General features: G+C 75.1%; 12 protein-coding genes and 2 pseudogenes. 10 read left to right on the forward strand and 4 right to left on the reverse strand.

The genetic code is table 11. The features are described 5' to 3' along the window. Positions 1 to 160: 160 nt before the first annotated feature. The 5 genes and pseudogenes from FHX44_RS44415 to FHX44_RS38290 form a co-directional block, all read left to right on the forward strand. Positions 161 to 1,159: pseudogene (locus tag FHX44_RS44415) on the forward strand (AfsR/SARP family transcriptional regulator); the annotation flags it as partial. Positions 1,160 to 1,626: 467 nt separating this feature from the next. Further along, positions 1,627 to 1,773: pseudogene (locus tag FHX44_RS44420) on the forward strand (winged helix-turn-helix domain-containing protein); the annotation flags it as partial. A gap of 75 nt (positions 1,774 to 1,848) precedes the next feature. After that, positions 1,849 to 3,225, forward strand: a complete 1,377-nt coding sequence (locus FHX44_RS44425; RefSeq protein ID WP_484291899.1) for a hypothetical protein — start codon at positions 1,849 to 1,851, stop codon at positions 3,223 to 3,225. Positions 3,226 to 3,277: 52 nt separating this feature from the next. Beyond that, on the forward strand, positions 3,278 to 4,111 hold the full coding sequence (locus tag FHX44_RS38285) for a sugar phosphate isomerase/epimerase family protein (protein ID WP_147260222.1): 834 nt from the start codon (positions 3,278 to 3,280) through the stop codon (positions 4,109 to 4,111). A gap of 100 nt (positions 4,112 to 4,211) precedes the next feature. Continuing rightward, on the forward strand, positions 4,212 to 4,856 hold the full coding sequence (locus FHX44_RS38290; protein WP_147260223.1) for a universal stress protein: 645 nt from the start codon (positions 4,212 to 4,214) through the stop codon (positions 4,854 to 4,856). A gap of 37 nt (positions 4,857 to 4,893) precedes the next feature. Here the strand turns inward: FHX44_RS38290 and FHX44_RS38295 are convergent, their stop codons facing one another. The 4 genes from FHX44_RS38295 to FHX44_RS38310 all read right to left on the reverse strand — a co-directional run bounded on the left by FHX44_RS38295 (position 4,894) and on the right by FHX44_RS38310 (position 6,988). Continuing rightward, positions 4,894 to 5,328 (reverse strand): TA system VapC family ribonuclease toxin, encoded by a 435-nt coding sequence (locus tag FHX44_RS38295; protein ID WP_147260224.1) that lies wholly within the window; start codon positions 5,326 to 5,328, stop codon positions 4,894 to 4,896. Further along, positions 5,325 to 5,558, reverse strand: coding sequence for a ribbon-helix-helix domain-containing protein (locus tag FHX44_RS38300; RefSeq protein ID WP_147260225.1), 234 nt, complete (start codon positions 5,556 to 5,558; stop codon positions 5,325 to 5,327). Before FHX44_RS38300 ends, FHX44_RS38295 begins: the two co-directional genes overlap by 4 nt. A 25-nt stretch (positions 5,559 to 5,583) precedes the next feature. Continuing rightward, the gene (locus FHX44_RS38305; protein ID WP_170309213.1) at positions 5,584 to 6,024 is read right to left on the reverse strand and encodes a DUF1579 family protein; all 441 of its coding nucleotides are present in this window, start codon (positions 6,022 to 6,024) and stop codon (positions 5,584 to 5,586) included. Positions 6,025 to 6,124: 100 nt separating this feature from the next. Next, positions 6,125 to 6,988, reverse strand: a complete 864-nt coding sequence (locus FHX44_RS38310) for a MurR/RpiR family transcriptional regulator (RefSeq protein ID WP_246170819.1) — start codon at positions 6,986 to 6,988, stop codon at positions 6,125 to 6,127. Positions 6,989 to 7,086: 98 nt separating this feature from the next. Between FHX44_RS38310 and FHX44_RS38315 the strand changes: the two genes are divergently transcribed. The 5 genes from FHX44_RS38315 to FHX44_RS38335 are packed head-to-tail and all read left to right on the forward strand — an operon-like array spanning position 7,087 to position 12,605. After that, complete coding sequence (locus tag FHX44_RS38315; RefSeq protein ID WP_147260228.1) at positions 7,087 to 8,613, forward strand: ABC transporter substrate-binding protein; 1,527 nt, start codon at positions 7,087 to 7,089, stop codon at positions 8,611 to 8,613. Beyond that, positions 8,610 to 9,569 (forward strand): ABC transporter permease, encoded by a 960-nt coding sequence (locus FHX44_RS38320; RefSeq protein WP_147260229.1) that lies wholly within the window; start codon positions 8,610 to 8,612, stop codon positions 9,567 to 9,569. Before FHX44_RS38315 ends, FHX44_RS38320 begins: the two co-directional genes overlap by 4 nt. Then, complete coding sequence (locus FHX44_RS38325) at positions 9,566 to 10,447, forward strand: ABC transporter permease (protein ID WP_147260230.1); 882 nt, start codon at positions 9,566 to 9,568, stop codon at positions 10,445 to 10,447. Before FHX44_RS38320 ends, FHX44_RS38325 begins: the two co-directional genes overlap by 4 nt. Next, on the forward strand, positions 10,444 to 11,385 hold the full coding sequence (gene murQ / locus FHX44_RS38330; RefSeq protein WP_147260231.1) for an N-acetylmuramic acid 6-phosphate etherase: 942 nt from the start codon (positions 10,444 to 10,446) through the stop codon (positions 11,383 to 11,385). The genes FHX44_RS38325 and murQ overlap by 4 nt, the downstream gene beginning before the upstream one ends. Continuing rightward, positions 11,382 to 12,605 carry an anhydro-N-acetylmuramic acid kinase gene (locus FHX44_RS38335; RefSeq protein ID WP_147260232.1) on the forward strand — a complete coding sequence of 408 codons (1,224 nt, stop codon included), beginning with the start codon at positions 11,382 to 11,384 and terminating at the stop codon, positions 12,603 to 12,605. Before murQ ends, FHX44_RS38335 begins: the two co-directional genes overlap by 4 nt. The last annotated feature ends 39 nt before the right edge of the window (positions 12,606 to 12,644 follow it).

Consider the following 12,644-nt stretch of genomic DNA (forward strand, 5'->3'; position numbering starts at 1 on the left):
GCGTTTCGGGGTGCTCGGCTCGCTCGCGGTGTGGACCGCGGACGGGGAGCCGGTCCGCATCCCGGAGCTCAAGGTGCGTGCGCTGCTCGCAGACCTGCTCGTGCACGCCGGGCGCCCCGTCGGCGTGGACCGGCTGATCGACGACCTGTGGGCCGAGCGGATGCCGCGGGACCCGCACGGGGCCCTGCAGACCCGGGTGTCGCAGCTGCGGCGGGCGCTCGCCGCGGGCGGCGGCCGGGACCTCGTGGTCTTCCAGCCGCCCGGGTACGTGCTGCAGGTCCGGGACGAGGCGCTCGACGTCACGCGGTTCCGGCGGCTCACCGCGCAGGCCGCTGCGGCCGCAGGCCCCCGCGAGCGCGCCGGGCTGCTGGCCGACGCCCTCGCGCTGTGGCGGGGCCCCGCGCTCGCCGACTTCGCCGACGAGGAGTTCGCCAGGTCCGCGGCGGCCCGCTGGGAGGAGGAGCGGCTCGAGGCGCTCGAGTCACGCGCCGAGGCCCGGCTCGCGCTCGGCGAGCACGGCGCGCTGGCCGCCGAGCTGGGCGAGCTCGTCGCCCGCCATCCGCTGCGGGAGCGGCTGCGGGCCGCCCACCTGCGGGCCCTGCACCGGTCCGGGCGCCAGACCGAGGCCCTCGCGGGCTTCCACGACTTCCGCAGGCTGCTGGCCGACGAGCTGGGGCTCGCGCCCGGCCGCGAGCTCGTCGCGCTGCACGAGGCGATCCTGCGCCACGACCCGGCCGAGGAACCCGCCCCGGAGGTGGACGCGCTACCCCGCTCGAACCTGCCCGAGCCGCTCACCGCGGTCGTCGGACGGGAGGATGCGGTGACGGCCGTGCGGGCCCGCGTGGCCGGCGCGCGACTGGTGACGCTGACCGGGCCGGGCGGGGTCGGCAAGACCCGGCTCGCCCTCGAGGTGGCCGCCGGGCTGCGCGAGCCGGACGGTGACGGCCCGTGGCTGGTCGAGCTGGCCGCACTCGACGCACGGGTCGACGGGTTCGCTTCCTCCGTCGCCGTCGCCACCACCGTCGCCACCGCCCTCGGTCTGCGTGACGACCCGCGGTCCGCGGTGGACCCGGCCGAACGGGTCGCCGATGCCCTGCGGACGCGGCGCACGCTGCTCGTCCTCGACAACTGCGAGCACCTGGCCGGCGCGGTCGCGGACCTGGTGGAGGCGCTGCTGGCGGCCGCGCCGGGGCTGCGGGTGCTCGCGACCAGCCGCGAGCCGCTCCGCGTGGCGGGCGAGGCGCTGTGGCCGGTCCCGCCGCTCGCGCTGCCCGCGCCGGACGCGTCGCCCGCGCTGCAGCGGGCGGCCGGTGCCGTGCAGCTGTTCGCCGCGCGCGCCGCGGCCGCGACGCCCGACTTCGTGCTCGACGACGCGACCGCAGCGGCGGTGGCCCGCATCTGCCGTAGGCTCGACGGCTTGCCGCTCGCGCTGGAGCTGGCGGCCCCCCGGGTGCGGGTGTTCGGGGTGCACGAGCTCGCCGACCGGCTCGACGCTGTCGGCCCGCTCGCGCACACCGACCGGTTCGGGCTGCTCGGCACCGGTCCCCGCAGCGCGCCTGCCCGCCAGCGGACGCTGCGCGCCACGATCGACTGGAGCTGGGGCCTGCTCGACGAGCCGGACGCCGCGTGCTGCGCCGGCTCGCGGTACAGGCCGGCGCCTCGCGCCTGGAGGAGGTCCTCGCGCTCGCAGGCCCCGACGTCGGCCGGGACGCGGTGGACGTCCTCGCAGGCCTGGTCGACCGGTCCCTGGTCTCGGCGCTCCCCGGCGGCGCGGGAGAGCCGACGCGCTACCGGCTGCTGGAGTCCGTGCGGGACTACGGGCTCGACCGGCTGGCGGAGGCGGGCGAGGTGGCGGCCACCCGGCAACGCCACCTGGAGCACCACCTCGCACTGGCGGAGGAGGCGGCCACCCGGCTCCGCGGCCCCGAGCAGGGGCGTTGGCTGCGCGGCCTGGAGAGCGCATCGGCGGACCTGCGCGCCGCCCTGGACACGGCCGTGACCACGGGGGCGGCCGGGGCCGCGCTGCGGCTGGTCGACGCGCTCGGCTGGCACTGGTCCCTGCTCGGGCGCTGGAGCGAGGCCCTGCGGTGCTGCGCGCTCGCACTGGACGTCGCGGCGGACGGTCGCGGCGACGCACGCGCGCGGGTGGCCGTCTGGCAGGCCGGGTTCGCGATGCTGAGCGGGGCAGGCGTCGACGTACTCCCGGCGGCGCTCGCGGCCGCCGACGAGCTGGCCGACGCCGGCATTCGCGCGCGGGCCCGCTGGTTCCTCGCGTTCGCCCACCGGGGTCGCGGTGAGCTCGCCACGACGGCACGGCTGGTCGACGACGTGGTGGAGCAGGCCGGGGCGGTGGGCGACCGGTGGGGCACCGCGGCCGCGCTCGCGGTCCGGGCCACCGTCGCCCGCGCCGGTGGGGCGCTCGACGCCGCCGCCCGGGACTCGGAGCGCAGCGACCAGCTCTTCCAGGAGCTCGGCGACCGGTGGGGACGGCTGCGGGCCACCACCACCCTGGCCGAGCTCGCCGAGATCTCGGGCGACTACGAGCAGGCCGCGCGGCTGCACCGGGAGGGCCTGCGAATGGCCGAGGAGCTGCGGCTGCACGACGAAGCGTCGATGCGGCTCTCCGGTCTGGGCCGCATCGCGCTGCTGACCGGGAACCTGGGCGAGGCCGACGACCGGCACGAGCGCGCCCGGCAGCTGGCAGCGCGCGGAGGGCACCCGGTGGCGGAGGAGTTCGCCGAGGTCGGGCTCGCGCTCTCCGCCCGTCGGGCGGGCCGGCTCGACGACGCCGAGCGCCACCTGCGTCGCTGGGTCGACTGGCTGCGGACGGTGGACGGCGAGCCGGGTCTCGCGCTGGTGCTCGCGGAGCTCGGCTTCCTCGCGGAGCAGCGCGGTGACCCCGCCGCGGCACTGGAAACCCACCTGGACGGCCTGGCCGCGGCGCAGCGGGTCGGCGACCCGCGCGCGATCGCGCTGGCCCTCGAAGGACTCGCCGGCGCGCAGGCCGGAAACCGGCCGGAACACGCGGCCGAGCTGCTCGGCGCGGCCGGGGCGCTGCGGGACGGCGTCGGGGCGCCGCTCCCGCCGGCCGAACGCGGTGACGTCGGCCGCATCGGCGACCGGCTGCGTGCCGCGCTCGGCGCCACCGCGTTCGAGGCACACCTGGCCCGCGGGGCACAGCGCGGCTGGAACGAGCTCGTGCCCGCCCGAGGCAGCGCCGTGTGATCGATCTCTCGCCGGGTCGGCCGGGCGCCGCCGCGGTGCGAAACTCGCCGTCGTGCGCATCGCTGTCTGCACCGTCAGCCTGCCCGAGTGGACGCCAGAGGAGGCCGTCACCGAGGTGGCGGCGCTGGGGTTCGACGGGATCGAGTGGCGGGTGGCCGACGACGCGGCCACCGACGGCCCGCCCGGCTTCTGGCGCGGCAACCGCTGCACGCTCCCGGCGTCGACCTTCGAGCAGGACGCGCCGCGGATCGGGGAGCTGACCCGCGCCGCCGGCCTCGACATCCCCGCGATCGGCCCGTACGCGCGCTGCGACGACCTCGGGACCGTGGAGCGCCTCATGCGCGGGGCGGCGGCGCTGGGCGCGCCCCGGATGCGCGTGCAGGTCGGTGCACCCGGCCCCGAGGGCTACCGGGAGACGTTCGCGCGCCGCCGCGAGGAGTTCCGAGCCGTCGCCGATCTCGCGCTGCGGCACGGGGTGCAGGCGCTGCTGGAGCTGCACCACCAGTCGATCGTGTCCAGTGCATCGGCCGCCGCCCGGTTCCTCGACGGCGTCGACCCGCGCGCCGTCGGTGTGATCCACGACGTCGGGAACATGGTGCGCGAGGGCTACGAGTTCGACCCCTGGAGCCTGGAGATCCTCGGCGAGCACCTCGCCCACGTGCACGTCAAGAACGCGGAGCTGCGGCCGGCACCGGGCGCGTCGCCGCCGTGGAGCTGGGAGTGGGCGCCCATGCGGACGGGCGCGGCGCCCCTGCAGCGGCTCTTCGACGCCCTCGCGGGTGTCGGCTACGAGGGCTGGGTGTCGCTGGAGGACTTCTCCACCGAGGTCCCGCTGCGCGAGCGGCTCGCGGACGGCCTCGCCTACGTCCGGGAACTCACCGAATAGGGTTGCCCCCGTCCGGGTGAAGAACGACGAGTAGCCTGGCCGAACGGGCAGGACAGGAGCACCGTCGCTCAGCGAAACGCCGCCGAGAGGGAGCCCCTGGATGAGCCAGCGCACGTCCGCGCTCGCCCCACCCGCCGCGCCGCACCGACCCGCCGAGGCCCTCGTCGTCATGCCTCACGAGCCCGACGTGCCGACCTGGGTGGCGCGCGCATGTCGGCAGTCCGGGCGGCAGGTGCGGATCGAGCCCGCACCCGGCAACCCCGAGGACCGTCTGCTCACGGTCGCCGCGCTCGCCGGGCGCAGCGTCCTCCTCCTGGGCCCGCCGGGTGCCGGCCGGGCCGGTACGGGACGGGTGGTCGCCGCGGTCCGCGACCTCCCGTCGGACGCCGCGGTCCTCGGCGAGGCCGCCCTCGCGGCCGAGGTGCTCGACGCCGCGGTCGTGCCCGTGCACTGCGTGCCGCTCTCCTTCGGGGAGCGCAGTGTCGGGCTCACCGACGCACTGGCTCGCGGGCACGAGGTCCTCGACGCGGCCGTCGCGCAGATCACCGCGGACGCCCCGGGCCTCACCGTGCTCCCCCGCCTGCTGCGGGTGCGCCCGCACGAGCTCGTGGGCGAAGGGCTCGACGCCGACCTGCTCGTGCTCGGCGGCCCCCGCCACCGGATCCCGGCCCGCATCGGGCTGGTGGGATGCAGCGCCGTGCAGCACGCGCCCTGCCCGGTGCTGCTCGCGGCCCGGCCCGGCTAGCCGATCCCGAGCCTGCGCCGCCGGGGCGAAAGGCGGGTCAGGTGAGGACCGTGAGGTTGGCCGGGGTCGCCGCAGGCACTGCGGACAGGGCCACCGACCGATCGAACGTGACGAACCGGCCGCCGTGCTTCGTCGCGAGCGCCAGCAGGTACGCATCGGTCACCTGACGCGGCCCGTGCACGCGGCTCCGGTCGATCGACGCCTTGTCCAGGAACGTGACATCGCATGGCCAGAACTCGTGGTGCTCGGTCGAGCACGCCAGCTCGAGCAGGCTCACCGCCTGTGCTGGAGGAACAGGGCTCGGGTACCGCGGCTGGCTGACGATTCGTACGAAGCCGTTCTGGGTGATCGGGCAGGACGCCCATCCTGACCCGATCTCCGCGTCGAGCCAGTCGCTGGCACGCCCATGGTCGACATGGTCGCTGTCGAGCAGCGCGAGGAGAACGTTGATGTCCAGAAGAGCGCGGGTCACTCGGGTTCGTCCTCACGGAGCCGATCGACCAACGCGTTGGACACCGGACGACCGCGTGGCGGGAGCGGGTGGAAACCGTGCCGGCCCTCCGCACGCTGCGCGGGAATGCCGTCGGTAAGCGCCTGGCGAGCCAACTCCGAAAGAACCTCGCCGACGCTCCGTCGCTCCCGTCGCGCCCGTTCTTGGACCGCGAGAAGAACGTCGTCGTCGAGGTTCACGGTGGTGCGCACGCATCAAATGCTAACGCATCGATGCTCAGGCTCGTTCGAAGTTGAGGTCGAAGTCCTTGCGCCAGGTTGCCCCCTGGTCCTCGGAGGCCTCCCAGCGACCGCTGATCCGGTCCTTCCCGACGTCGGCGATGAACCGCTGGTGGAAGTCGGGGTCCTCCCGGCTCATGGTCCAGTTGCCGCCGTCGAAGGTCATGGCGAACTCGCGGCACACGCCGCGGTCGTCGTGGTAGAGGGCGACGAACCGGTCGTTCGGGTCGCTGCGCCCGAGCACGAGCCTCATCTCGGAGTGGTCGTGCCCGCCCCCGCCGAACTCGGTCCGCACGACCAGGAACGACTCACCGAGCCATTCGACCGTGGTGGTGCCCGGCACCTCGGTGCCCGGTGCTTCGAGGAACCAGGCGTCGGACAGGGTCGTCCTCCACTCCCCGACGAGCCCGTCGAGCTTCTCGAGTTCGGTGTTGCGCATCATTCCTCCGATCCGGCCGACCCGCGCGACCGTAGCCCGCGCCGCCGCTCCGCGGACCGGCTCGGCGATCCCTACGCGGAGACCGTCCCGTTCCCGGCGGTCACGGGCCGCCCCCGATCCGGCGGGACCGCACCGCCCGGTACGTCCGGCCCAGCGCCGTCGTCGTCCGGTCGTAGGAGCGTTGCGCCACCCCGACGAAGAGGCAGTCGATCACGGCGAGCTGGGCGATCCGGCTGGCCATGGCACCGGAGCGGAAGGTCGTCTCCCGGGCGGCGGTCGCGAGCACCAGGTCGGCGTGCCCGGTGAGCGGGGAGGGGACGAAGTTGGTGATCGCGATCGTGCGTGCCCCCGACTCCCGCGCGACCCGCAGGGCGTCGACGGTGTCGGCGGTGGAGCCGGTGTGCGAGATGCCGATCGCGACGCAGCCCGCGTCCAGCAGCGCGGCCGACGTGAGCGCGGCGTGCGGATCCGGCCACGCGAAGGCGAGCAGCCCGATGCGGTGCAACTTCTGGTGCAGGTCCTGCCCCACGAACCCGCTCGCCCCGATGCCGTACACGTCGATCCGCCGCGCCGCCGCCACGGCGTCGACGGCCCCGGCCAGCGCGTCCAGGTCGAGGGTGGCGGCGGTGTCCTGCACGGCGGCCGCGTCGTTGAAGGCGATCTTCGCGACGATGTCGGCGAGCGAGTCGTCGCGGTCGATGTCCGGTGAGAGCACGGCGGCCTCGCCCGCGGCCTCGCGGCCCGTCTCGCGCGCCAGGGCGAGCCGCAGCTCTGGATAGCCGTGGAAACCGGCCGACCGGCAGAACCGCATGACGGTGGCCACCGACGTCGCGCACCGCTGGGCGAGCCGTCCGATCGGCAGCTCCGCGGTGCCGGCCGGATCTTGCAGCACCGCCTCGGCGACCCGCCGCTGTGCCGGGCGCAGGGACGGCGCCACGGCGCGGATCCGCACGAGGACGCTCACGCGACGCAGTATCCACGGTCGCGGCAATTTGTTACATCCTGATCGACGCTCGTGGAAACTCTTGACCTCGGGCCGGGCGTCGTGATCCGGTAGCCGCCATGCGTCGTGGGATGGGTGCGGTCGTGGCGGCGTCCGCGGTTCTGCTGGCCGCCTGCTCAGGAGGCGGCGGGGCGCCGTCCGGGGGTGCCGCGCCGAGCGGCCTGGTCGTGGGCGCGACGTCCGACCCCGACACCCTCTACCCCTGGAAGGCCACGCAGTTCCAGGCCGTCCACGTGCTCGAGCAGCTCTACGGCACCCTCACCGAGCTCGACGCCGACCTGGAGGTGGTGCCCGGTCTCGCCGAGTCGTGGCAGGTGTCCGAGGACGGCAGGACGATCACGATGACGCTGCGCCGGGGCGTCACGTTCGCCGACGGCAGCGCGTTCGACTCCGCCGACGTCAAGGCCTCCCTCGACCGGATCCGCGACGAGGCGACCGGCGCCGTCGCGGCCGCGAGCCTGGCCTCGGTCAGCGGCGTGGAGGCTCCCGACCCCACCACGGTCGTGCTCACGCTCTCCGGCCCGGACGCGGGCATCCTCGCGGCGCTGGCCTCGGTGAACCTCGCGATGCTGCCCAGCGACGCCACCGAGCAGGCCCTTCAGGCGACCCCGAACGGCACCGGCCCGTTCCGGCTCACCCAGCGCACGCCAAACCAGTCGATGGCCCTCGCCCCGAACCCGGACTTCTGGGGCGGGGCACCCGAGGTGCCGTCGCTGGAGTTCCGGGTGATCCCCGACGAGACGTCGATCGTGTCGGCCATGCAGTCCGGCAACGTCGACTTCGCGGTGTTCGACGACCCGCTCGTGGCGCAGAGCGCCGAGGGGTCCGGTCTCACCGTCACCGAGACGCCGCAGCTGTCCTACCACGTGCTGCAGCTCAACGCCCGCCGGGCGCCGCTCGACAATCTCGACGTGCGGCTGGCGATCCAGTGCGCCATCGACCGGCAGCAGGTGCTGGACACGGCCGCGCTGGGCGAGGGGGAGGTGATCGGACCGATCACCTCCCCCGCCTACCGCTCCGACCCTGCCGCGCGCCCCTGCCCCCAGCGCGACGTCGACGCGGCGAGGCGCCACCTCGCCGCCGCGGGGCACGCCGGCGGTCTCACGCTCTCGGCGATCGTGTCGCAGGGCGAGTACGCCACCTCGGTGAACGAGGCCACCAACATCCAGGCCCAGCTGGGCGAGGCCGGCATCACCCTGAACCTCGACGTGCTGGAGTCCGGCGCGTACGTCGACCGCTGGGTGGCGGCCGACTTCCAGGCCGCGGTGGCGCTCAATGGCGGCCGTCCCGACCCGGACGGCATGTACGGGCGGTACTTCACCAGCACCGGCAACCTCAACAAGGTCGCCGGCTACTCCTCCCCCGCGCTCGACGCGCTCTTCGCCCAGGGCAAGGCCACCGCCGACCCCGAGGCCCGCAAGGCGATCTACCAGCAGGTGTCGGCGGAGCTGGAGAACAACGCGGCCTGGGTGTGGCTCTTCACGAGCTTCACCTACACCGCAACCAGCGCGGACGTCAGCGGGTTCACGCCCATGGCCAACGGCTCGCTGAAGCACCTGCGCGAGACCACCGTCGGCGGGTCATGATCGCTCGCCATCCGCTCGTCCGGCGCCTGCTCGAAGCCCTCGCCACCCTCCTCGGCGTGGCGGTGCTGGTCTTCGTGATGCTCCGCGCGATCCCCGGCGACCAGGTCACGGCCAGCCTCGGCACCGAGGCCGCCGCGCTCACCCCGGCCCAGCGCGCCGCGCTCGAGGCGTACTACGGGCTGGACCAGCCACTGCCCGTCCAGTTCCTGTCCTGGCTCGGCGCCGTGGCCACCGGCAACCTCGGCGCGTCGCAGCGCAGCGGCGAGTCGGTGCTGCAGATGACCGCGTCCGCGCTGCCGATCACGCTCGAGCTCGCGGTGCTGTCGTTGGTGATCGGGCTCGTCCTCGGGCTGGCCGCGGCGATGCTCTCGGCGTCGCGGCCCAACTCCGCCCGCGACGCCGCCGGGCAGGCGGTGGGCCTCGCCGGGCTGTCGGTGCCGGCGTTCCTGCTGGGCTCTGCGCTGCTCGCGCTCTCGTCCCGCTTCCTCGGCTACAACCCGAACGCCGAGCAGTTCGCACCGCTCGCCACCGACCCGTGGCTGCACCTGCAGCAGCTGCTCATGCCGGCCATCGTGCTCGGCTTCGGCCTCGCGGCGCCGATCATGCGGACGGCCCGGTCGGCACTGCTGGAGGTCCGCTCGCAGGACTACGTGCGCACCGCCCGCGGCAAGGGCGTCGGCCCGCGCGGGCTGGCACTGCGGCACGTCCTGCCCGGTGCCCTCGTCCCGATCGTGACGATGACCGGACTGCAGTTCGGCTACCTGCTCGGCGGCGCCGTGGTCGTCGAGCAGATCTTCTCGGTGCCGGGGATCGGGCGGCAGGTGCTGCTCGGGATCCAGCAGAAGGAGTACGCGGTCGTGCAGAGCACCGTGCTGGTGATCGCGCTGACGTTCGTGCTGGTCAACCTCGGCACCGACCTGCTCTACCGGGTGATCGACCCACGGGTGCGGGAATGAGCACGCTCGTCGCGCCCGGTCTGCCCGCCGCCACCGGACGCCGCGGGCTGTTGCGGCGCACCCTCGCCGGCCGCAGCGGCGCCGTCGGCGCGGCTCTGGTGGGGGTCGTGCTGCTCGCGGCGCTCGCCGCGCAGCTCGGGCTGCTGCCCCACGACCCGCTCGCCCAGGCGCCTGCCGAACGGCTCTCCGGGCCGTCGGGGGCGCACTGGTTCGGCACCGACCAGTTCGGCCGCGACGTCCTCGCCCGCTCCGCCGCGGGGGCGGCCGCGTCGCTGCAGATCGCGGTGGTCGCGGTGGCGATCGCCGCGGTGGCGGGCACCGCGGCGGGAGTGGCGGCCGGGTTCTTCCGCGGGTGGTCGGACCGATCGGTCCTCGGCGTCACCAACGTGCTCTTCGCGTTCCCGCCGCTCCTGCTCGCGCTCGCGCTGGCGTCGGCGTTCACCCGCACCTGGCTGACGGTGGCGGTCGCCATCGCGATCGTCTACACACCGATCTTCGTGCGGGTGGCGCGCGGGCCGGTGCTGTCCCTGCGCGAGGCCGACTTCGTGCGCGCCACGACCGTGCTCGGCTTCTCCCCGCTGCGCACGCTCAGCCGGCACGTGCTGCCCAACATCGCGCCGATCGTGATCGTGCAGGTCACGCTGTCGCTGTCGTGGGCGGTGCTCACCGAGGCGTCGCTGTCGTTCCTCGGGCTCGGCACCCCGCCGCCCGCGCCGTCGCTGGGTGCGATGGTGCTGGAAGCGCGGGTGCTCGTGAACGTCGCCTGGTGGACGATGGCCGCCCCCGGCGCGGTGATCGTCGCGCTGGTGGTGGGGCTGAACCTGCTGGGCGACGGCCTCCGCGACGCCCTGGACCCCCGAAACGGAGGCCCCCGATGAGCGCCGATCGGCGTCAGCACAGTGGCTTCGCTGATACGCCGGTGGGGCTGGACGGGATGGAGACCGAGCGGGTCGACCCCCGGTACGCCTCCATCGACCGGGCGAGCGTCGCCGAGCTCGCCGTCCTCATGAACGAGGCCGACGCCACCGTGCCCCTCGCCGTGCGGGCGGCGCTGCCGCAGATCGTGCCGGCCATCGAGGCGGTGGCGCAGCGGATGCGCGACGGCGGGCGGCTGCTCTACGTCGGCGCAGGCACCCCGGGCCGCCTCGGCGTGCTGGACGCCTCGGAGTGCCCGCCGACGTTCAGCACTCCGCCGGACCTGGTCCGCGGGCTGATCGCCGGCGGCGAGCCGGCCGTGTTCACGGCGCAGGAGGGCGTCGAGGACGACGCGGACGCCGGGCGCGCGGTGATCGCCGCGGAAGGCGTGGGGCCGGCCGACTCGGTCGTCGGGGTCACGGCGAGCGGACGCACGCCCTACGTCCTGGCGGCGATCGGCGAGGCCCGCGCGCGGGGAGCGCTCACCGTCGGGATGTCGTGCAACGCGGGTACCGCGCTCTCGGCCGCCGCCGAGCACGCGATCGAGGTGGTGGTCGGGCCCGAGGTGGTGGCCGGGTCCACCCGGCTCAAGGCGGGCACCGCGCAGAAGCTGGTGCTCAACATGTTCTCGACGATCGCGATGGTGCAGCTGGGCAAGACCTACGGCAACCTCATGGTCGACCTGGGGGCCACCAACGCGAAGCTGCGCGAGCGGGCGGTCCGGATGGTCCGCACCGTCACCGGCGCTTCTCGCGAGCGGGCCGAGGAGGCCCTCGAGGCCTCGGGGATGCGGGTCACGCTCGCGATCCTGCGCCTCGAGCGCGGACTGGACGCGGACGAGGCGAGCGCCCGCCTCGCGGCCGCGGGCGGCAGGCTGCGCGACGTCCTGGAGGCGACGTGAAGGTCCTCGGGCTGATCTCCGGCACCTCGCACGACGGCATCGACGCCGCCGTCGTCGACTTCGCCCTCGACGGGGACGTCCTGCACGGGCACGTCACGGCCGCGACCAGCACGCCGTACGACCCCCCGCTGCGCGCCCGCATCCGCGCCGCGCTGCCCCCGGCGGCCACCACGCTCGCCGAGGTGTGCGCGCTCGACACGCTCATCGGGCAGGCCTTCGCCGACGCGGCCGCGACGATCACAGCCGCCGCCCCTCCCGTCGACGCGGTCTGCTCGCACGGCCAGACCGTCTACCACTGGGTTGATCAACACGGCGTGGACGGCACCCGGGCCCTCGGCACGCTGCAGATCGGGCAGCCCGCGTGGATCGCCGAGCGCCTCGGCGTGCCGGTCGTGTCCGACGTGCGGATCCGCGACATCAGCGCAGGCGGGCAGGGCGCCCCGCTCGTCTCCTACCTCGACACCCTCCTGCTCGCCGGGCTGCCCGGCCGCCCGGCCGCTCTCAACCTGGGCGGGATCGCCAACGTCACGGTGCCCACCCACCCCGCCGGCTCCGCACGCTCCGCGGGCTCACCGTCCCCCGGGCCCGGCCCGCTCGCCTGGGACACCGGCCCGGCCAACGCCCTGATCGACGCCGCGGTGCTGCGGACCGGCGCCCATCCGGCCGGCTACGACGTCGACGGCGCCCTCGCCGCGCGCGGGCGCGTGGACGAGCAGCTGCTGACCGACCTCCTCGCCGAGCCCTACTACCGGCTGCCCCCGCCCAAGAGCACCGGCAAGGAGCTGTTCCACGACGGCTACCTCGACGCCGCGCTCGCCCGCCCGATCGAGCCGGCGGACCTGGTCGCGACGCTCACCGCCCTCACCGCACGCACGGTGGCCGACGCGGTGCGCGGTGCGGGCGTCGACACCCTCGTCGTCTCCGGCGGCGGCGCCGCCAACCCGACGCTGATGGCGATGCTCGGCGCCGAGCTGCCGGGCGTCCGGCTCGTGCCGTCGGCCGACCTGGGCGCGCCCCGCGATGCGAAGGAGGCGATCGCGTTCGCCCTCATCGGCTGGCAGACCCTGCACGGCCTGCCCGCGACCCTGCCGAGCTGCACCGGAGCGAGCGGCCCCCGGGTACTGGGCACGATCACCCCGGGCGCGGGCCCGCTGCGGCTGCCCGAACCCGCAACCGTGCCGAGGGCGCTGCGCCTGAGCGTGGCCGAGGAGGCGCGATGACCGCGAGGCGGGTCGGCAAAGCCATTTCGCTGACGGACG

It is taken from the genome of Pseudonocardia hierapolitana (assembly GCF_007994075.1).
GTDB lineage: Bacteria > Actinomycetota > Actinomycetes > Mycobacteriales > Pseudonocardiaceae > Pseudonocardia > Pseudonocardia hierapolitana.